This window comes from Gordonia sp. 852002-50816_SCH5313054-c (assembly GCF_001665925.1).
Taxonomy (GTDB): domain Bacteria; phylum Actinomycetota; class Actinomycetes; order Mycobacteriales; family Mycobacteriaceae; genus Gordonia; species Gordonia jacobaea.
Genome location: NZ_LZTE01000080.1, coordinates 1 through 20,289, shown reverse-complemented (window position 1 = coordinate 20,289; position 20,289 = coordinate 1). Strand labels below are relative to the sequence as shown.

Genomic DNA, 20,289 nt, shown 5'->3' with positions numbered 1-20,289 from the left:
GAGATTGTCCGATGCGAGGTGCGCTCACTTGTCGTCGGCGTTCTGGCGTGAGCCGTAGTCGACGGACCCCTGCACGAAACCGCTGTTGGGGTTGATGTTGTTGACATCGGTCGACGGGCTGTTCTCCGACGCGATCGCTCCGCCGAGGAATACCGCACCCAGGCCGACGATGATGCCGGCGATACCAGCCACGGCTCCGGCGATCAGTCGGTTGTTGCGCATGCGGACGAAACTACCATTTCGCCGGTCGACTTCAGACGGTGATCTCCGGGCGTGGCTCCGACTCGCACTTGGCGGGGACGATGAAGACCGGACGGTGACAGTGCTTGAGGACGCGTTCCGCCACGGACGATCGAAGAAGAGCCTTGAAACCGGTGGCGCCGCGAGTCCCCGTCACCAGCAGGTCGGCATTTAACGAATCCGCTGCCGCGATGAGTGCCGACCAGACCGTCGAATCCGCTTCGACCAGCGTTCCCGTGGCATCCAGGCCCCACTCGGTCGCGAGTGCGACGCCGCGCGCATTGGTCTCGGTTGCCTCCCGCTCGAGTGCCTCGTCGACTTCGATTTCTGCCCTTGTGTCCAGGTACGGCTGCATCCCGGCCGCCAGCGACGAGACCCGGGGAGCGCTCATGGCCCCGGGTTCCCACGCGGTCACGACGTGCGCGACGCGTGCCTGGAGGAAACGTGCTGCGTATCGGATGGCGCGATCGGCATTGGGCGATCCGTCGTATGCGATCAGAAGAGTCTGGCCGGTGCGGGAGTTCTCGTGCTGGGTCTTTTCGCGCTGGTCAGCGCCACCGGGGCCATGTGGGCCGGTGGGGGAGGGTGACGACCCCGCAGCCATGGGGGAATCGTACATGCCAGACTCGGTACATGCGCCTTGATCGACGACGTTTCACAGGTGTCCGGACGGCTGGTGTGGTGCTCGCTGTCGCTGCAACGCTGACGGCATGCCAGACCGGCTCGTCCGGTGGTGGATCGTCGGTGACGTCGGCGTACGCCTCGACTCCCTCTTCGCAGAGCGTCGCCTCGTCATCCGCGGTGTCGCCTGCCGTGGCGCCCAACGCGTGTGGGGCGCCGGAGCTTTCGCGAATGCCGTTGCGACAGAAGCTCGCTCAGCTCATCGTCGTCGGCGTCACGGGAACTGCCGAGGCCACGCAGGTGGTGCAACGTGAGCACATCGGCGGCATCTTCGTCGGAAGCTGGACCGACAAGTCGATCCTGACCAGCGGTGCAGCCGCCCGGCTCTCGCGCTCGCAGCCATTCCCGCTGATGGTGACCGTCGACCAGGAGGGCGGCCGCGTGTCGCGGCTGTCGTCGCTCGGCATCGACAGTCCGTCGGCGCGCGAGCTGGCTCAGACCAAGACGCCGGCCCAGGTGCGCACCCTTGCGGCGTCGATCGGCGGTCAGCTCAAGCGGCTCGGTATCACCGTCGACTTCGCGCCCGACGCCGATGTGAGCGACGAGAGCGCCGACGAGGTGATCGGCGATCGTTCGTTCAGCAACGACCCCCAGGTCGTCACCCAGTACGCGGGCGCCTTCGCCGCGGGACTCGAGGACGCGGGCATCATGCCGGTCTACAAGCACTTCCCCGGCCACGGCCACGGCTCGGGCGACTCGCACACCGGGGTGGTGCGCACACCGCCGCTGTCGTCGCTGATCACCAGCGACCTCGTGCCTTACAAGACGCTTCTGCGCAACCCCGGCAACGCGGGTGTGATGGTCGGGCACCTGATCGTGCCGGGACTCACCGGACCCGAGACGCCCGCGAGTATCAGTCCCCGTGCGATGACCATGCTGCGAACGGGCAAGCCCTACGGGGGTCCTGCGTTCAACGGAGTCGTGTTCTCCGACGACCTGTCGGGTATGGCCGCCATCAGCCAGCGCTATCCGATCGAGCAGGCCGCGCTGATGTCCATCAAGGCCGGTGGCGACATCGCGCTGTGGATCACCACCGACCGCGTTTCGTCGGTGCTCGACTCGATGCAGAGCGCGGTGACCGCCGGCACGCTCACGCAGGCTCGCGTCGACCGGTCCGTCGTGCGAATCCTGCGCGCGAAGGGCGTGCTGCGCTGCTGAGAGTGGCGGTTGTTCCGCCGCGCAAACTTACTCACTGGTAAAATTAGTGGGTAACCCAACATGTGCAGTGCCGCAAAGAGGAGATGAGTGATGGCAGGCGGAACCAAGCGTCTCCCACGCGCGGTTCGCGAGCAACAGATGCTCGACGCCGCGGTGAAGGTGTTCTCGGAGAACGGGTTCCGCGAGACCTCGATGGACTCGATTGCGGCAGAAGCGCAAATCAGCAAGCCGATGCTCTACCTGTACTACGGCTCCAAGGACGAACTCTTCAGTGCGTGCATCGCGCGTGAGTCCGGAAGATTCATCGACGCGATGGCGATCGGCTTCGATCCCACCCTGCGACAGCGTGATCAGGCCCGCACGGTGGTCCGTGAGTTTCTGGGGTACGTCGACCAGCACCGCCAGTCGTGGAAGGTGCTCTACCGCGTCGCCATCGGCACGGCCAACTTCGCGCAGATCGTGCGGGACAGTCGCGATCGTGTCACCGACATGGTCGCCGAACTGATCCGCCGCGGGACAACTGTCGAGGGCGCGAGTGACATCGATTTCGAACTCACCGCGGTGGCACTTGTCGGTGCGGGTGAGGCCGTCGCCGACCGCATTTCGGAGGGCGACGTCGACATCGATACGGCCACCGACCTTCTCGTCGGCATCACCTGGCGCGGCCTGAAGGGCGTCGGGCGCGGCACCGTGGCCGGCGGGAGCGTCGACGCGGAGGACTCCGGCGCGCAGGCCTGACCGCCACGCGCGCACGCTGTTTCCAGGCGCCGATACACATAGAGCCGATACGCATAGAAAACAACACCGCCGCCCGCACTTCGTAGAGTGCGGGCGGCGGCGTCGTGTCAGGTGGGCGCGGCTCAGGCGCCTCGCGTGGTGGCGGTCAGGTACGGATATCCCTTGCGCCGGTTGAGAATCGCGATGTCGAAGTTGCCGGACGATTTCCCGCCGACCCCGTCGATGCGTCGAACATAGAGGTTGACCTTCGCCGGAAGCAGGATCGGCTTGCCCCACTTGACGGCGTAGGTGACGTGGTCGGGCAGTTGTGGCTCGACGTTGGCGATTGCCGCTGCGGCACTCCACATTCCGTGCGCGATGGCCTTGGGGAAACCAAACGCCTTGGCGCTCAGATCGCTCATGTGGATCGGATTGCGGTCGCCCGACGCCGCGGCGTACTCGCGAATGCGGCCGAGATCAACCGACAGGATCGCGTTCGGCGGTGGTGGAGCCTGCTCACGCGGCGCGGGGCCGCGAGGTTCGTCGGACAGGCTGGTGCGCTGCTGCGAGAGGAACGTCGCCACCTGGCGCGTGACCGGCTCGGTGCCGACGCTGAACTCCGACACCATGTCGACGAGAATGCCCTTGCGGTGTTCGCGCAGATTCTCCGCATGCGTCTCGATGGTCAGCGGCTCGTCGACGCCGATCGGACGGAACCGCTCGACGGTGTTCTCCAGATGCACCGAACCGACTGCGCCGAAAGGGAAGTCGCCGTCGGTCATGATCTTCATCGCGAGGGGGAACTGCAGCACGAACGGGTACGTGATCGGCAGCACCGGACCGAACTGCTGGCCTGTCGCGAGGGTGTACGCCTGCAGTCGATCCGGGTCGACACGCACGTTCTCGAGGCGATACCGCCTGTCCGGTAGCGGGGTATCGGGACGCACCGGTCCCGACTTGCCGATCACCGGGAGCATCGCGGTAACAGCCTTCGAGTACACGTCGAGCGTGCTCGGCGGGCCGTCGAGTGTGATCGTCTTGCTCATCAGGCCCCCAGGAATCCCTGGCCGCAGACGCGAACCACGTTGCCGGTGATGGCATTGCTCGCCGGGTTGGCGAAGTAGGCGACGGTCTCCGCGACGTCGACGGTCTGGCCACCCTGCTGCAGCGAGCTCATCAGTCGTCCGGCCTCGCGGGTTGCGAGCGGAATCGCCGCGGTCATCTTGGTCTCGATGAAGCCCGGCGCCACCGCGTTGATGGTAATGCCCTTCTTCTTGAGAATCGGCGAGTACGCGTCGACGAGGCCGATGACACCAGCCTTCGACGCGCCGTAGTTGGTCTGGCCGCGGTTGCCCGCGATGCCCGCGATGGAGCTGACGTCGACGACCGCACCGCCCGAGCGCAGCGCGTCCTTCTCGACGAGCGCGTTGACAAGTGACTGCGGCGCAACGAGATTGACCGAGATCACCGAGTTCCAGCGGCCCTCATCCATGTTGGCGAGCAGCTTGTCGCGGGTGATTCCGGCGTTGTTGACGATGATGTCGATGCCGCCGTGACGCTCGAGTGCGTGCTCGGCGAGCTTGCTGCCCGCATCGGGGGCGCTCACGTCGAGCGGGAATGCCGTTCCGTTGACCTTGTTCGCGGTCTCGGCGAGTGCTTCACCCGCGGCGGGGATGTCGGCGCAGATGACGTGGGCGCCATCGCGCGCCAGCACCTCGGCGATGGTCGCGCCGATACCGCGCGCGGCACCGGTGACAACCGCGACCTTGCCGTCGAGCGGCTTGTCCCAGTTCGACGGTGCGACCGAATCGTCGGCGTCGACGCGGATCACCTGGGCGTCGACGAACGCCGACTTGGCCGAGAGCACGAAGCGCAGCGTCGATTCGAGTCCCGTGACACCGGTCTTGGCGTCGGGGGAGACGTAGACGAGCTGAACGGTCGAACCCTTCAGCAGCTCCTTGCCGAGCGAGCGTGTGAAGCCCTCGAGCGCGCGCTGGGCGACATGCTCGTCGGGGTCGTCGATCAGCTCGGGCGTGGTGCCGAGCACGACGAATCGCGCGCAGGCCGCCGTCGAGCGCATGACCGGCTGAAAGAATTCGTACAGCGCGCTGAGGTCGGCTGCTTTCTTGATGCCCGTCGCGTCGAAGACCAGGCCACCGTACTTGTCGGCGCTGCGACCCGTGGTCGCGTTGTGGATCAGGGTGTAGTCAGGAGTGGAGAGGATCTCGCGGATCGGCTCGACGAGTCGGCCGTTGCCGCCGAGCAGCACCGGGCCCGGAAGCGGCGGCTCCGACGGCTTGTACCGACGCAGGGTCGGGGGCACCGGGAGTCCTGCCTGCTTGGCGATGAACGATCCGGGGCCGGAATGGACAAAACTCGAATACAGACCGGCGGTTCCGTTGGAAGCCACGTGAATCTCCTCTGATCGTGATGTGCGGCTCATGTGCAGGTGAATCGATGAGTCGGTTGTCGGGTAGTCGACGGACCCGGGGTCCGAAGCAGTTCGACAACTAACTTACTCTGGAGTAAGAATACGCTATAAGTGTCAACCCTCATCCCTGGGAGATCCAAGTGGCTTACACACCCAAGACTCGCGACGAGCGTCCGGTCGCGATCCTCGGCGGCAACCGCATTCCGTTCGCGCGTCAGGACAAGGCATACGCCAAGGTCGGCAACCAAGACATGTTCACCGCGGCCCTCGATGGCCTGGTCGGCCGCTTCAACCTCCAGGGTGAGCGCCTCGGCATGGTCGCGGGCGGTGCGGTCCTCAAGCACTCTCGTGATTTCAATCTCATCCGCGAATGCGTGCTCGGCTCGCCGCTCTCGCCGTACACCCCCGCCTTCGACATCCAGCAGGCGTGCGGCACCGGTCTGCAGGCGATCACCGCTGTCGCGGACGGCATCGCGCGCGGACGTTACGACGTCGCCGTCGGTGGCGGCGTCGACACCACGTCCGACGCCCCGATCGGTGTCTCCGAGGACCTTCGTCTGTCGCTGCTCGAGGTCAACCGTGCGCGGTCGCCCAAGGACCAGGTGCTCGGGATCCTGAAGGCGCTGCCCAATCTGGGTATCGAGATCCCCAAGAACGGCGAGCCGCGCACCGGCATGTCGATGGGCGAGCACGCGGCCATCACCGCCAAGGAATTCGGCATCAAGCGCGCCGACCAGGACGAACTGGCCGCGGCGAGCCACCAGAAGATGGCAGCCGCGTACGACGCCGGCTTCTTCGACGACCTCATCACCCCGTACCAGGGCCTGATCCGCGACCAGAACCTGCGCGGCGACTCGACCGTCGAGAAGCTCGCCAAGCTCAAGCCGGTCTTCGGTGTCTCGCTGGGCGACGCCACGATGACCGCGGGTAACTCGACGCCGCTCACCGACGGTGCGTCGACCGTGCTGCTGTCGTCCGACGAGTGGGCACAGGAGAAGGGCCTGCCGGTGCTGGCCTACTTCGTCGACTCCGAGACCGCAGCCGTCGACTACGTCAACGGTCCCGACGGACTGCTCATGGCTCCCACCTACGCGATCCCGCGTCTGCTCAAGCGCAACGGCCTGACGCTGCAGGACTTCGACTTCTACGAGATCCACGAGGCGTTCGCGTCGGTCGTGCTCGCGACGCTGCAGGCGTTCGAGAGCGAGGAGTACTGCAAGGAGCGCCTCGGACTCGACTCCGCGCTCGGCTCGATCGACCGCAGCAAGCTCAACGTCAACGGCTCCTCGCTGGCCGCGGGCCATCCGTTCGCGGCGACCGGTGGTCGGATCGTGGCCCAGGCCGCCAAGCAGATCAAGGCCAACGGTGGCGGTCGTGCACTCATCTCGATCTGCGCCGCGGGCGGCCAGGGCGTCACCGCGATCATCGAGGGCTGAGTTCTTCCCCCGGATCGATCGAGTCTCCCCTCGCGTCAGATTCGTCAAAGGTTTTCCAACCGAGATGTAACGAATCGGAATGCAGGGTAGATATACGTGTTAGCTCCGGTTGAGCTGTCAGACCCCCGACCCGACAGCTCATCCGGAGCGCCTGCTTTTCCCAGGTCAGATGCTCTCATCTGCAGAGTGAGACCTGATGGAGTCAGCGGAGCCCACCTCGCCCGCGTCTGAAATGTCCTGTATGACTGACAAAGTGTTCCCCGCCTCCGCACGTCGACGACGTATGGGGGCGCGGCTGATCACGGGTGTGGTGCTTCTCACATCGCTGGTTTTGGCCGTCGATCTGGTCGTCACGAACTCACATTCGGCGCGCGGCGCGACCACAGCGGGTCTCGACGTCGGCAACCTCTCACGCACGCAACTGACCCCGTCGCTCACGCAATTGCAGAAGCGAGCCGCGCAGCCCGTCACCGTCAGGACCCCATCGGGAACCGCGGTGGTGGCGCCGCACGAACTCGGACTCACCTTCGACGCCGATGCGACCGCCGAGCGTCTGATGCGGCAACCGCGCAGCCTCTTCGACCGCGTGGCGTCGTTGTTCGGACGCACACGCGACGTCGAACCGGTCGTCAACGTCGATCGGGCGCGCTTGAGCGCGACGCTCGATGCACGCAAGGCCGATCTGGAGAAGGCCGCCGTCGAGGGTGGTGTTCGTTACCGCGGTGCCACTCCGGTCGCGGAGATGCCGAGCAAGGGTCTCCGCGTCGTACGTGAGCGCGCTGCCGACGAGTTGGCCGACCACTGGCTCGACGACACCGGTCCGATCGATCTCCCGATGGAGCCGTTCTCGCCGACGGTGTCGGCCGACACGGTGCGTCGAACGGTCGACGGCCCGGCCACCCGCGCGACGTCGGCGTCGCTGGCCGTCACGGGAACCGACGGGGCGCGGACGCGGTTGAGCCCCGACGATCTGGGCGCGGTGCTGCGCTTTGTGGCCGACGGTCGCGGTGGACTCGTGGTCCGCGCCGACGAGAAGGCGGTGTCGAAACGTGTGGGCGCAGATCTGGGCCGTACCGAGCGAGCACCCGTCAGCGCGACGTTCCGGTTGAGCGGCGGCAGCCCGCAGGTCGTGCCCGCCCGCGACGGCGCACGGATCGACTGGCGAAAGACGACACAGACCATCGTCGACGCCGCGCTGGCCGACGATCGGCCCGACACGGTGAGCGCCACCTACCAGGTGCGCACACCGAAGGTGACGACCGACAAGGCCAAGAGTCTCGGTGTGAAGGAAGTGGTCTCGGAGTTCACCACGGGCGGCTTCTCGTCGGCGTCCGGCGAGAACATCAGGCTGGTGGCCGAACAGGTCGACGGTGCCGTGGTGCTGCCGGGCGAGACGTTCTCGCTGAACTCCTACACCGGTCCTCGGGGTGAGGCGCAGGGCTACGTGACGTCGACGATCATCGATCACGGCAGGCCGTCGAAGGCGGTCGGCGGTGGGATTTCGCAGTTCGCGACGACGCTGTACAACGCGTCGTACTTCGCGGGCCTCGAAGACGTCGACCACACCGAGCACAGCTACTACATCTCGCGTTATCCGGAGGCGCGTGAGGCGACGGTCTTCGAAGGCGCGATCGACCTCGTCTTCCGAAACAACACCCGCCACGGAATCCTGATCGAGACCGGCTGGACGGCCTCGGGTGTGACCGTACGCATGTGGAGCACCAAGTCGGTCGACGTCGAGTCGATCACCGGCGACCGCTACGCCTACACCTCACCCTCGGTCGTCGAGTTGCCGCGCGGCGACGACTGCTTGGCCGACAACGGGATTCGCGGCTTCACGACGTCGAACACGCGGGTCATCTCCGACGCCGCCACGGGCGCCGAGATCAGCAGGCACACCCGCACCGTGAAGTACGACCCCGAGCCGATCGTCCGCTGCGTCTGACCGTCGACCGTGCGCTCGAGACTGCCGACTGTGCGCTCGAGACTGCCGACTGTGCGCTCGGGAGCGTCGACTGGGTATCTCGCGCCAGGTATTTCACGCCAGGGCGACGGCGACCACGAGCGCGACGAGTGCTGTCGTTTGCAGTGAGATGCGCGCCGGAAGCAGGGAATCCCAACGGGTTTGGAGTTCGCGAGCGTCGTCGGGCAGGGTTCCACCCAGTGCGGCCGCCTTCTGCAGGGTGTTGATCGGCTTCGCCGCAGTTGCGTAGAGGCCCAGCCACAGCACCAATGCGATGGTGGCGACGAGCGTTGCGGCTGCGGCGGCGTAGTGAGCAGTGGTCAGTGAAATCACTGATGCGACAACAGCACTCATCAGGCCGGTGATGCCGGCGACGGGCAGCCGTCGGTCGCCGAAGTAGTGGCCCCAACCTGCGACGGACGTCATCGTCGCATCGTCGAGCTCGGCAAGAACCGACTTCATGATGACGCCACCGAAGACGTCGATGCCGTAGATGATCGCGTTGGTGAGGATCGAGATCCCGGCGACGATCTGGATGATTGCTGAACTCATGACCTGCTCCTGATGGGGTGCTGATTCCGGCGACCTGTCATGAATGTAACAGCGATAGATCTACATATCAATGGCAGTTTAGGATGACGATGATAAATTGAAGCCATGGGTGCTCAGGAACGGCGTGCACGTGAGCGGGCGGCTCGGCACGAGAAGGTGATCGACGCAGCGCGGACGCTCGCCGAACGCGAGGGATGGGCAGCGGTCACGACGCGGCGGCTCGCCGACGAGATCGAATACACCCCGCCCGTCCTGTATCAGCACTTTCCCGACGGTCGCGATGGGATCGTGACTGCCGTTGCGCTGCAGGGATTTTCAGAGTTTGCGCGCGCCGCTGACGCTGCGCTCAGCAACGCCGACGAGCCCGTCGCGGCGCTGGTGGACTGCTACGTTGCCTTCGCCGATAAGCATCCGGCCACCTACGAGGCGATGTTCGCGTTACCTGTCGGGGTCACGTTCGCTGCCGACGACACCCCGGAGGTCATGCGTGATGCGTTCGCGCCGTTCCTGCGCGCGCTGGGCCAGGATGACCCAGACGTCGGTGTCGACGCCGAATTGCTGTGGTCATCCCTGCACGGCATGTGCACGCTCGCGCGTCAGCACCGCCTCGATCCCGCGCTGGTCTCACAGCGACGCGACCGTCTCGTCGCGATGTTCACCGATCGGGCGCCGTGAACCTCTGACGATCCGCGCTCCCGAGCGATCGCTCGGCCCCACTGTTATCCGCGACACAGTACGTCGTAGGCTGTCGACGTGGATATCAACGGAGCAAGTGCAATCGTGACGGGTGGGGCGTCGGGCATCGGCGCCGCAGTGGTTCGCCAGTTGGCTGCCAAGGGCGCGAAGGTCGTCGTCGCCGACCTCAACGCCGACAAGGGTGGGCTGCTGGCCAAGGAAGTGGGCGGCGAGTTCGTCTCGGTCGACGTCACCGACACCGCCGAGATCGAAACCGCTGTCAACCAGGCGAGCGAGCTCGGCCCGCTCCGCGTGCTGGTCAACTCGGCTGGCATCGGCTGGGCGCAGCGCACCGTCGGCAAGGACGGCGAATTCGCGTCGGCGCACAACCTCGACGCATACAAGAAGGTCATCGCGATCAACCTGATCGGCACCTTCGACGCCATTCGTCTCGCGGCCACCGCGATGAGCCGCCTCGAGCCCACCGAGACCGGTGAGCGCGGCGCCATCGTCTCCATGGCCAGTGTCGCGGCATTCGACGGCCAGATCGGTCAGGCCGCCTACTCGTCGTCGAAGGGTGGCGTCGTGGGCATGACGCTCCCGGTCGCACGCGACCTGTCTGCTGTCGGCATCCGCGTCAACACCGTGGCTCCCGGCCTGATCGACACCCCGATCTACGGCTCGGGCCCCGACTCCGAGGCATTCAAGGCCAACCTCGGCAAGAACGTCCTGTTCCCGAAGCGGCTCGGTGAGCCGGACGAGCTCGCCTCGATGGTCATCGAATTGGTCAGCAACTCCTACATGAACGCCGAGGTCGTCCGCGTCGACGGCGGCATCCGGATGCCACCGAAGTAGTAGACGGCGTCGGGTCACCCCGGACCACTCTCACAGGGCGAGAACTCCCACCGCACGAGTTGGCGGTGGGAGTTCTCGCGTCTCGAGCTGGTGTCAGCCCTGGCCGATGTGGTGTGCGCGGATCACACTGGACCCGTGGGCGATCCGCGCTTCTTCCGGATGACGAGTCGCTGGCGTCTGCCCTTCGCCCGAACCGCCGTCTTCGACGCGTTGGCCGACGCCGATGCCTACCCGACGTGGTGGCCGCAGGTTCACGACGTCCACCGCGTCGACGAACGGTCGGGCACTGCGAGACTGCGTTCGCTTCTCCCGATGTCGCTGTACGTCAGTGCGGTCGAAGAAGTTCGCGACCCCCGACGCGGAATCCTCCGCGCGACCCTTGCCGGTGATCTCGTCGGCTGGAGTCAGTGGTGTGTGTCGCAGACAGACGACGTCACCACCGCGGACTTCACTCAGGAAGTGTTGCTCCGCAAGAAGACCCCCGCCTGGCTACTGGCAGCGTGTCGTCCGCTGTTGGCGCTCAACCACTCTCACATGATGCGCGCGGGCAACAACGGTCTGATTCGACGACTCGGTGAGGCCGGCTGAACTCCACGCGGACGGATCGATCCGCGGCGTTGCCGGTTGGCGGTTGCTACTCGGATCTGGAGAATGTGTGTCCAATCGATAAAAGTGGGTGCTGCAGCACCCACATCCTTCGATTCAACACACATTCAGGCCCTGTCCGCAGCGGTGCTAGGCGACCGGCACGGACAAGCCCCAGGACAAATACTGCGGCCCCGCAACCGAATCCGGTTGCGGGGCCGCAGTATTGGTTTGTGACGCTTGTCGATCAGCGGATCAGAAAGCCGCTTCGTCGAGCTCCATCACGTCGTTGTCGATGTTCTCGACGACGCCGCGGACCGAGGTCAGCAGCGGCAGCATGTTCTTGGCGAAGAAGCTCGCAACCGCGACCTTGCCGTCGTAGAACGCCTTGTCGCCATCGGCGGCACCCTCGTCGAGCTTGGTCAGCGCAACCTCGGCCTGCTTGAGCAGCAGCCAGCCGATGAGCAGATCGCCGACGGCCATGAGGTAGCGCACCGAGCCGAGGCCGACCTTGTAGAGCTGCGTCGCGTCTTCCTGCGCACCCATGAGGTAGCCGGTCAGCGTTGCGGTCATCGACTGCACGTCCTCGAGTGCGGTCTTCAGCAGCGCACGCTCGGTCTTGAGGCGACCGTTGCCGGCCTCCGAGTCGATGAACGTCTGGATCTGGCCCGCGACGTGTGCGAGCGCCTGGCCCTTGTCGCGAATGATCTTGCGGAAGAAGAAGTCCTGCGCCTGGATGGCCGTGGTGCCCTCGTAGAGCGAGTCGATCTTCGAGTCACGGATGTACTGCTCGACCGGGTAGTCCTGCAGGAAGCCGGAGCCGCCGTAGGTCTGCAGCGACTCGGTCAGCGTGCCGTAGGCACGCTCGGAGCCGACGCCCTTGACGATCGGCAGGAGCAGGTCGTTGACGCGGTGAGCCATGGCGGCATCGGCGCCGGAGACGATCTGGGCAGCAGCCTCGTCCTGGTGCGACGCGGTGTACAGGTACACGGCGCGCAGGCCCTCTGCGTAGGCCTTCTGGGTCATCAGCGCACGACGCACGTCCGGGTGATGCGTGATGGTCACGCGCGGAGCGGTCTTGTCGGTCATCTGGGTCATGTCAGCACCCTGGACACGCTCCTTGGCGTAGTCGAGTGCGTTGAGGTAACCGGTCGACAGGGTCGAGATCGCCTTGGTGCCCACCATCATTCGAGCGTGCTCGATGACGTCGAACATCTGCGCAATGCCCTTGTGGACCTCGCCGACGAGCCAGCCCTTGGCCGGAACGCCGTGCTGACCGAAGGTGACCTCACAGGTGGCCGAGACCTTCAGGCCCATCTTGTGCTCGACGTTGGTGACGAAGGCGCCGTTACGCTCTCCGAGCTCACCGGTCTCGTGGTCGAAGTGGAACTTCGGAACGAAGAACAGCGAGAGACCCTTGGTGCCGGGACCCGCGCCCTCGGGGCGAGCGAGTACCAGGTGGAAGAGGTTCTCGGTCATGTCCTGATCGCCCGAGGTGATGAAGCGCTTCACACCGTCGATGTGCCAGGTGCCGTCTTCCTGCTCCGTTGCCTTGGTGCGGCCTGCGCCGACATCCGATCCGGCGTCGGGCTCGGTCAGCACCATGGTGGCGCCCCAGCCGCGCTCGGCGCAGATCTCGGCCCACTTCTTCTGCTCATCGGTGCCGTTGTTGTAGAAGATCTCCGAGAAGCCTGCGCCCGCGGAGTACATGAACAGAGCGGGGTTGGCGCCGAGCACCATCTCGCCGAGCGCCCAGTACAGCGAACGCGGAGCGGGCATGCCGCCGAGGTCCTCGTGCAGACCCACCTTGTCCCAGCCGGCCTCGATGTAAGCGTTGTACGACTTCTTGAACGCCTCGGGGATCGTGACGCTGTGCGTCTCCGGGTCGAAGGTCGGGGGATTGCGGTCGCCCTCCGCGAACGAGTCGGCGATGACGCCCTCCGACAGGTTCTTCACCTCACGGAGCATGTCGACGGCGGTCTCGTGATCGAGATCGCCGAACTCTCCGGACTCGAGGACCTTGTCGAGTTCGAACACGTCGAAGAGGTTGAACTGCAGGTCGCGCATATTGCTCTTGTAATGACCCATTGCTGGTTCCTTCTACTAGACCTGGCATATAAGCCGCGGGCTGACGATCGTCGGGCGTGTCGAGGTGAGCGTCGGGAAAGCGCATGGTCTGGACGTTGACGCGGACACCAAGTTACTCGCCAGTAACCCCAGTTTACCGCGAGGCGCAACACACTCACAACCTCAGCGCATGTGAGCGTGCTCGCAATTGCAAGCAGTGCGGTAAGAAGTCTCGACGCAGGTCGGTCAGAGACCTTCGCGCAGGTAGGACAGGTCGGCGGGTATGCCTTCCGCGGGTGTTTCGAGAATCAGCGGCGCGTCGGCGATGCGGGCGACTTCGACGAGGACGTCGGGATCGATGTGACCCGACTCCAGATTGGCGTGGCGGTCGCGGCCCGAGTCGAACTCGTCGCGCGAGTTGTTCAGGTGAACCAGGTCGATACGGCCGGTGATGGCACGCACGCGCTCGACCAGGCCGACGAGGTCTTCGCCGCCTGCCCACGCGTGGCAGGTATCGAGACAGAATCCGGCCTGCTCGAAATCGCCGACCGCGTCCCATAGCCGGTCGATGGCCTCGAGGGTTCTGGCCATGGCGTGATCGCCGCCCGCGGTGTTCTCGATGAGGATCGGAACACCGAAGCCGCCCTTGTCCTGCTGGCGGTCGAAAAGCTTGCGCCAGTTGGCAAATCCCTCTGCGGCGTCTTCGCCATCGCGAAGGTGGCCGCCATGTACGACGAGGCCGAAGGCCCCCAGCTCGGCAGCGGCGTCGGCTTGCTGTTCGACCGCCTTGCGGGACGGCATCCGGAGTCGGTTGTTCAGACTCGCGACGTTGATCTGATAGCTCGAATGGACGACGACGTCGATGGGCGACTCACGGATCTGCTGGGCCTCCGGATGTGGCTGCGGCTTCTTCCAGCTCTGCGGGTCGGTGACGAACATCTGGAAGACGTCGATACCGAGTTCTTCTGCGGTCTCGAGTGGTGCGGCGTCTTCACGCAGGTGGGCTCCGATGCGCATGACGCCAACGATAGTGAACCGCTCGCTGGTGACTTTCGCGGGCAGCCTGGCGCGTGCTCAGTCGTGCGTGTGCTCAGTCGCCGAGTCCCGGCTCGGTTTCGATGGTGATCGGAACGCCGCTGGCGATCAACAGCCGACACGGCGCCTCGGTGTCGCGGTAGAGGTGTAGCCACTCGTGACCCGAGCCGTGCTCGTAGACCTTGTCCAGCGCGCGGTTGAGTCGGGCCTCCGCCTCTTTGGTGATCAGGTAGCGCTGATCGCCGTAGCGGAGAAAACGATTGGGCATGAAACCTCCCGGCGCCTACTGCCACATCGCTGTGATGCGCATCACCAGTCTAGGAAGTCTTTGCTGTGGATGCGCCATCAACGGGTGGCAAACACCCCGTAACCGCCCGGTGTTCACTAGGCTGACAAACAGTTAAGGATGGACGTCGTTCCATCGTGTTTGTCGAATGCGACGCGTCAGCATCTCATTCGACCGATGGAATCAGGATTGTCCGCTTGAGCGTAGAAGACGCGGTACGGCCTCCGAGGCGAGGCGCAGGCGACGACGATTCGGACGAGCCGGCAACGATGGCGCCTGTTCTCGACGACGTCGCCGACGCTGCGGAACTCGAAGCCGAGCCGGAGAAGCGGCGCGACCTGACCATGGTCAGACGCATCGCCATCGTGGCGTGGGTTGCGTTCATGGCCTACGAATTCTCCGTGTACGGCCTCGCCTTCGACCGCACGCGCCTGATTGTGCTGCTGTGTCTCGGGCTGTTCGCCGCGAGTATCGGCCGCCGTCGCGCGATCACCGTGCTCATCGACTGGGCGCCGTTCGCGCTCATTCTGATTCTCTACGACTGGACGCGGGACGTCGCGCGGATCGTCGACATGCCGACGCACTGGCACCTCGCCGCCGACGTCGATCATGCGATGTTCGGCGTGGTGCCGACCGTCTGGCTGCAGGGCCACCTGAAAGAAGCGTCGGCGCCGTGGTGGGAGATCGTCACCAGCGTCGTCTACATGTCGTACTTCGTGGTGCCGTACGCCGTCGCCGCTGTGCTGTGGTTGCGCGACCGTTCGTCGTGGCGTCGTTTCGCGGCGTGCTTCGTGGCAGCGACGTTCCTCGGCCTTGTCGGCTACACGCTTGTGCCCGCAGCGCCGCCGTGGGCCGCTGCACGGTGTACCGCTGAGCAGGTTGTCGACGGTCCGCGCGACGCCGAGTGCATGACGACGCCCGAGGCGACGACGCCGGGCGGCATCCTCGGTCCGACCGACCCGCAGCATCCGGGCGCGCAACCCTACGTCGAGCGCATTTCGGCGCGCGGCTGGGAGTACCTCAATATCCACGTGGCGTCGAACCTGATCGAGGTGGGGCAGGGCAAAGCCAACCTCGTCGCGGCGATCCCGTCCCTGCACGCGGGTCTGACGATGCTGCTTGCCCTGTTCATGTGGCCACGGGTGAAAGCTCTGGGCAAAACGCTGTTCATGGGGTACGCGTTCGCGATGGCGTTCACGCTCGTCTACACCGCGGAGCACTACGTCTTCGACGTATTGCTCGGATGGGCACTGGCCGCGTTCGTGATCGCCGTCTACACGCTGATCGACCGCCGATTCATCCTCCCGCGTCAACGACGCCGCGCCGAGCAGGAGAGCGCCGAGCAGGAAAGTGGCGCGGCCGCCTGAGCGGTCACGCGCCGGTATTCTGGTCGCCGTGGCCGCATCGCGTAGACGGGTGAGTGGTGGCCGGCGTTTCGTACAGCGCTTGGCGGCGAGGCCCGCACGTATTGGCTTCGCGGGGCTCCTCGTGTTTGCCGTCGTCGTGATGCACGGCCTCCTCGGCCCGACCCATGCCGAGTCCCGCGCGATGCCTCCCGCGCACGCCGAGATGCAGATGATGCAGTCGGCTGGTGCCGACGCGGGCATGTCGTCCGGCGATCATTGCGCCGTCCTCGGGCATCACTGTCTGTCGCTGCGCGCCATCGACTTTCCCACCATCGAGCCCGCGATGGTCGCAATCCTGGTGTTCGCCGCACTACTGCTCGCGATGGCTGCGGTATGGATGCCGGCTGTTCGCCAGCTCGGCCGTCCGCCTCCGTGGGCGATCCGTGATCACCTGTGTCTGAACGTGATTCGCTGCTGATTCGACGACGCCAGGTCCCGCTTGCACCGGGGCCGAGTCCAGCAGGTCACCACAGACAAGGAAAACCAGTATGTCCAGCAACACAATTCGTCGTACCCGCATGCTCGCTGCCTGCGCTGGTGTCGCCGTAGTCGTCGGGATCGCGGGCTGTTCGACGTCCGAGAGCGGGTCTGACAGCGCATCCGGTGAAGCGTCGTCGACCAGTGCGGACGCTAGCCGAAACGCCTCGTCATCGCAGAGTGCGTCGGCCGAATCGACCACGCACAACGCCGCCGACGTGACGTTCAACCAGATGATGATCCCCCATCATCAGCAGGCCATCGCCATGGCCGATCTCGTACCGTCGCGCACCGACAACACCGCGGTTCGCGAGTTGGCGACGCAGATCAAGAACGCCCAACAACCCGAGATCAACCAGATGACCGAGCGGTTGAGGTCGTGGGGTGTCTCGACAACTCCCGAATCGCAGAGCGCCCAGGACCACGGCTCCATGGACCACGGCTCTATGGATCACGGCTCGATGGATATGGGTGACGGTGCCGAGGGCATGGGCATGATGTCCGAGCAGGAGATGACTGCCATGGAGAATGCGCGCGGCCAGGAGTTCGACACACTCTGGCTGAAGGGAATGATCGCGCATCACCAGGGTGCTATCGACATGGCCAAGACCGAGCTGGCCGACGGGATCGACCCTGCGTCGCGAGCGCTTGCCGAGCAGATCACGACGTCGCAGCAAGCCGAGATCGACCGCATGCGCTCAATGCTCGGTCAGTGAATTCGACGGCCGGATCGGCGAGTAGGTCAGCGACTGGGTCGGGAATGATTCGGCCGTGAGGAGAGTCGACGGTCGGTGGGTGCACGCGGTGCGCTCGCCGGCCGTCGTACTCAATCCCGCCGCAGCGGCAACCGCATCAGGTAGACCTGGTATCCCACCGACACCGAGTACGTGAAGTACAGCGTGCTGCCCTGAGACCACGGGTGGATAAAGGGCGCGTATCCGGTCAGCGGGTTGTTCATCGGCACGACCAACTCACCAGATGTCCACGGGCCAACCGGGTCGTCGGCGGTCCGCATCACCACACCGTTGTCGCTTTGGCCGAGCGAGATGAACTTACCGAGATAGCTGTTGTAGGCCACCGACATCTCGCCGGTCGGTGCGGGCATGACCGGGGTTGCCGCAGATGGGTTGCCCCGCACCCAGTTCCCGTAGGAGAAGTAGTCGTAGGCGCCGAGGTTCTCGATGTCCTTGGCGTTCACCCGCGCGACGTACACCGCGCCGAAGCGACCGTCGGGAGTCCCGTAGGTGTAGACGGTATCGCCGACCTTGAGGAACGCGGTCATCTGGAACTTCTTGTTTCCCCCGCCGTTCGGACGGAAGGCGTTCAGTGCGCGCCAGTTGTTGCCGTTGTCGTCCGACGCGACGAGTCCCGACCAGTTGGTGTACCAGACTCCCGGCTGTCCCCAGTGCTTGACCGACATCACGCTCATGTACTGCCTGCCGTTCGCGGCGACACCCGCGGTCGGGATGATCGTGATCTCCTTGCGCAGATCAGGTTTCAGAAGGCGCTTTGCCTGTCTCGGGGGACCGGCGTGGCTGGTGAAGGTCATGCCGTCGGAGAGGTTGCGGTCGGTGCTGCGGAGCAGTGCGTTGGACTGCCAGTACCAGAGCTGTCCGTAGAGCAACGACCACCCGTTGAACGTCTGGGTGTCGCCGAACGCGGCGAGGATCTCGCCCTTGCCGTTGTCCCACATCGTGCCGAGGTCGGTGCCGTAGATGTTGTAGCGGCCAGGGGTGTCGTTGATCGAACCGGGTCCGGTCAGGCGCGCAACTGTGGTCGCTGCGCCCGCGGCGTAGGTGGCGGCCGGTGCTGTCGGAGCCACCACCGTGCCGATGGTCACCGTCGTCGCAGCGACTGCGACGACGGTCGCCATGACTCTTCTTCGCGCCGCCACGCGCACCTTCCGACCACTCCAGCCCAGTGACATGGCGTGACCCTATCAAGACCTAACGGTTACATCTCGTTGTAATGAGCGGTTCTCTCCGATTAGCAGACAATTACGCCTCACGATATCGATCGGTGAGATCGACGCTGGTGAAATCGATCTCCGCGGCGGCATTGTTGACCGCGGTGACAGTCCCCATTCCGAACATTCCGTGCGAATCAAACAGTCCGGCGGTACCGATGGAAATGCCGTCACTCTCGATGTGGCTGTCCGCCTCGACGCCCACCCAGTCGCCCTGTGGGAGACGAGCAAGTTCGACGGTGAGGTCGCAGTTGATGAAGCCGATACCGCTCGATCCCCAGTTCGTGACAAGACTCGTCGACTCCCCAGCGGTCACCGCCTTCACGAAAGCTGTCACTTGTTCGCCGTCGATTGCGGGCAGCGGATGCGACCAGAGCCGCTTGCGCCCACCGTTCTGATGCGCGCCCATGTCGGTGTTCCACGCGCCGTTCGACGCCCCCGCGGCGTCAGGGGCATCTGCCTCTGGGACGCCTGCTTCTGGAACATCCGACGAGAAGCGAGACATGACATCCGAGTCGCCGATGGGCTCGGTCGGCGGTCGGAAGGTGACGGCTTCGTCGGGCCGCCGCCACCGCGTGCCCGGCGGGTTCGCAGACGTCCGGAGGAACACCGCGGTCGCCCGCGCCACGACGACCTCTTCGGCGCTCGAGTCGCCGGCATTCGAGTCGGCGGTGCTCGCGACCCCAAACTGCACTACGTCGAGCTCTGCGACCCTGATTCGACGACCCGCGCGGACGATTCGGCCACGGGTGAATGTCGGTACCTCTCGCGCCACCTTGAACATGTCGATCGTGAACCGCGCAGGTCGAAAACCGTCCTCGCCGAACTGCTGCTCGACGCGGTGCGCGGCAAGAGCGCACACCGCGGGCCCGTTGAGCGTGCCGGGAGCCCAGAGGCTCAATGCGTACGAGGTGGGGGTCACGACGCCGTTGTCGGACGACGCTGCTGAGCTGTTTGGGGTGAAAAATGCGCGGGTTTTTGCCACGAATCACTCTTACTCGGACACAGACGCGTGCACGGAACCGCCCCCTCGAGCAACGCGTTTTCACTCAGTTGCGTCTGAATCCCGTCGCAACGACCGCCGCGGGGATAAGGTAACCGCATGACCTTTGCGCCGTATGCAAAACAGATCCCTGACGAATTGATCAGCTCTATTCGGACCGCCATGATCGTGACATCGATCATCGGCATCGTGCTCGGCATCATCGCGGTTGTGTGGCCTTCGGCAACGGTGGTCGTGCTCGCGGTTCTCTTCGGTATTGCGCTCATCGTTGCGGGCCTTTTCCGCATCTATGTGGCGTTCGCTGCAAAGGTCCTCGGTACGGGCTGGCGCATCCTTACCGGAATACTTGGCTTTCTGGTTCTGGTCATGGGCATCATTGCCCTGTTCAGCCCGGCGAATGCCGTCTGGTTCCTCGCGCTCTTCATCGGTTTCGCTTGGCTTTTCGACGGAATCGGCGACCTGGTGACCGCGTTCTCGAAGACCGCGCACGCCCCGACCTGGTACCTCATCCTCACCGGCGTGATCTCGATCCTGGCAGGTCTCGTGCTGCTGATCGGCTCGTCGATGTGGGCGTTGAGCGTGCTGGTGTGGGTCGCGGGAATCTTCCTCATCGTGATCTCGGTGATCACGCTGTTCAACCTTCCCACTTATACACATCTCCGAGCCCACGAGACCGATCAGTATCTCGTATGCCGTATTCTGCTTGAAAAAAAAAAGGGGGGGGGGGGGGGGGGGGGGGGGGGGGGGGGGGGGGGG

At 65.0% G+C, this 20,289-nt stretch carries 20 protein-coding genes and 1 pseudogene; 11 read left to right on the top strand and 10 right to left on the bottom strand.

What is annotated here, in order from left to right:
* Positions 1-24: 24 nt before the first annotated feature.
* Both A5788_RS21380 and A5788_RS21375 read right to left on the bottom strand, forming a co-directional pair.
* Positions 25-222: a DUF2613 domain-containing protein gene (locus A5788_RS21380; RefSeq protein ID WP_005205438.1), complete on the bottom strand. Its 198-nt coding sequence runs from the start codon at positions 220-222 to the stop codon at positions 25-27.
* 31 nt (positions 223-253) lie between these two features.
* Positions 254-859, bottom strand: a complete 606-nt coding sequence (locus A5788_RS21375; protein WP_064866402.1) for a universal stress protein — start codon at positions 857-859, stop codon at positions 254-256.
* A 14-nt stretch (positions 860-873) separates the two neighbouring features.
* Between A5788_RS21375 and A5788_RS21370 the strand changes: the two genes are divergently transcribed.
* Both A5788_RS21370 and A5788_RS21365 read left to right on the top strand, forming a co-directional pair.
* On the top strand, positions 874-2,079 hold the full coding sequence (locus tag A5788_RS21370; protein WP_197494433.1) for a glycoside hydrolase family 3 N-terminal domain-containing protein: 1,206 nt from the start codon (positions 874-876) through the stop codon (positions 2,077-2,079).
* Positions 2,080-2,169: 90 nt separating this feature from the next.
* On the top strand, positions 2,170-2,817 hold the full coding sequence (locus tag A5788_RS21365) for a TetR/AcrR family transcriptional regulator (RefSeq protein ID WP_049700367.1): 648 nt from the start codon (positions 2,170-2,172) through the stop codon (positions 2,815-2,817).
* Positions 2,818-2,939: 122 nt separating this feature from the next.
* Here A5788_RS21365 and A5788_RS21360 read toward each other — a convergent pair whose 3' ends face one another.
* Complete coding sequence (locus tag A5788_RS21360) at positions 2,940-3,842, bottom strand: MaoC family dehydratase (protein ID WP_064866404.1); 903 nt, start codon at positions 3,840-3,842, stop codon at positions 2,940-2,942.
* On the bottom strand, positions 3,842-5,206 hold the full coding sequence (locus A5788_RS21355) for a 3-oxoacyl-ACP reductase (protein WP_049700470.1): 1,365 nt from the start codon (positions 5,204-5,206) through the stop codon (positions 3,842-3,844). The genes A5788_RS21360 and A5788_RS21355 overlap by 1 nt, the downstream gene beginning before the upstream one ends.
* Before the next feature lie 161 nt (positions 5,207-5,367).
* Here A5788_RS21355 and A5788_RS21350 point away from each other — a divergent pair, with 161 nt between their 5' ends.
* Both A5788_RS21350 and A5788_RS21345 read left to right on the top strand, forming a co-directional pair.
* Positions 5,368-6,663, top strand: a complete 1,296-nt coding sequence (locus A5788_RS21350; protein ID WP_064866406.1) for an acetyl-CoA C-acetyltransferase — start codon at positions 5,368-5,370, stop codon at positions 6,661-6,663.
* Between the two features lie 241 nt (positions 6,664-6,904).
* The gene (locus tag A5788_RS21345; protein ID WP_231894037.1) at positions 6,905-8,608 is read left to right on the top strand and encodes a VanW family protein; all 1,704 of its coding nucleotides are present in this window, start codon (positions 6,905-6,907) and stop codon (positions 8,606-8,608) included.
* A gap of 93 nt (positions 8,609-8,701) precedes the next feature.
* On the opposite strand, the gene A5788_RS21340 is transcribed toward A5788_RS21345, so the two are convergent.
* Entirely contained in the window at positions 8,702-9,178 is a 477-nt protein-coding gene (locus A5788_RS21340; RefSeq protein WP_064866410.1) for a hypothetical protein, read from the bottom strand.
* A 105-nt stretch (positions 9,179-9,283) separates the two neighbouring features.
* Between A5788_RS21340 and A5788_RS21335 the strand changes: the two genes are divergently transcribed.
* From A5788_RS21335 to A5788_RS21325, 3 genes are all read left to right on the top strand, one after another.
* On the top strand, positions 9,284-9,853 hold the full coding sequence (locus A5788_RS21335) for a TetR/AcrR family transcriptional regulator (protein ID WP_064866412.1): 570 nt from the start codon (positions 9,284-9,286) through the stop codon (positions 9,851-9,853).
* Between the two features lie 78 nt (positions 9,854-9,931).
* A complete protein-coding gene (locus tag A5788_RS21330; RefSeq protein WP_049700373.1) occupies positions 9,932-10,708 on the top strand; it encodes an SDR family NAD(P)-dependent oxidoreductase in 777 nt (258 codons plus the stop codon).
* Between the two features lie 135 nt (positions 10,709-10,843).
* Complete coding sequence (locus A5788_RS21325) at positions 10,844-11,296, top strand: hypothetical protein (protein ID WP_231894038.1); 453 nt, start codon at positions 10,844-10,846, stop codon at positions 11,294-11,296.
* A gap of 252 nt (positions 11,297-11,548) precedes the next feature.
* On the opposite strand, the gene A5788_RS21320 is transcribed toward A5788_RS21325, so the two are convergent.
* The 3 genes from A5788_RS21320 to A5788_RS21310 form a co-directional block, all read right to left on the bottom strand.
* Complete coding sequence (locus tag A5788_RS21320; protein ID WP_064867892.1) at positions 11,549-13,381, bottom strand: acyl-CoA dehydrogenase; 1,833 nt, start codon at positions 13,379-13,381, stop codon at positions 11,549-11,551.
* Between the two features lie 225 nt (positions 13,382-13,606).
* Positions 13,607-14,377, bottom strand: coding sequence for a deoxyribonuclease IV (locus tag A5788_RS21315; protein ID WP_064867895.1), 771 nt, complete (start codon positions 14,375-14,377; stop codon positions 13,607-13,609).
* Positions 14,378-14,450: 73 nt separating this feature from the next.
* On the bottom strand, positions 14,451-14,663 hold the full coding sequence (locus A5788_RS21310; RefSeq protein ID WP_049700375.1) for a hypothetical protein: 213 nt from the start codon (positions 14,661-14,663) through the stop codon (positions 14,451-14,453).
* A gap of 287 nt (positions 14,664-14,950) precedes the next feature.
* Here A5788_RS21310 and A5788_RS21305 point away from each other — a divergent pair, with 287 nt between their 5' ends.
* From A5788_RS21305 to A5788_RS21295, 3 genes are all read left to right on the top strand, one after another.
* Complete coding sequence (locus A5788_RS21305) at positions 14,951-16,048, top strand: phosphatase PAP2 family protein (RefSeq protein ID WP_064867898.1); 1,098 nt, start codon at positions 14,951-14,953, stop codon at positions 16,046-16,048.
* Between the two features lie 28 nt (positions 16,049-16,076).
* Complete coding sequence (locus A5788_RS21300) at positions 16,077-16,505, top strand: hypothetical protein (RefSeq protein ID WP_231894039.1); 429 nt, start codon at positions 16,077-16,079, stop codon at positions 16,503-16,505.
* Between the two features lie 70 nt (positions 16,506-16,575).
* A complete protein-coding gene (locus A5788_RS21295) occupies positions 16,576-17,280 on the top strand; it encodes a DUF305 domain-containing protein (RefSeq protein ID WP_082937790.1) in 705 nt (234 codons plus the stop codon).
* A gap of 110 nt (positions 17,281-17,390) precedes the next feature.
* On the opposite strand, the gene A5788_RS21290 is transcribed toward A5788_RS21295, so the two are convergent.
* Together A5788_RS21290 and A5788_RS21285 are read right to left on the bottom strand one after the other, a co-directional pair.
* Complete coding sequence (locus A5788_RS21290; protein ID WP_064867901.1) at positions 17,391-18,437, bottom strand: DUF4185 domain-containing protein; 1,047 nt, start codon at positions 18,435-18,437, stop codon at positions 17,391-17,393.
* Between the two features lie 124 nt (positions 18,438-18,561).
* Positions 18,562-19,452, bottom strand: coding sequence for an acyl-CoA thioesterase domain-containing protein (locus A5788_RS21285; protein WP_231894040.1), 891 nt, complete (start codon positions 19,450-19,452; stop codon positions 18,562-18,564).
* 180 nt (positions 19,453-19,632) lie between these two features.
* Between A5788_RS21285 and A5788_RS21280 the strand changes: the two are divergent.
* Positions 19,633-20,178, top strand: a pseudogene (locus A5788_RS21280) (HdeD family acid-resistance protein); the annotation flags it as partial.
* Positions 20,179-20,289: the final 111 nt, after the last annotated feature.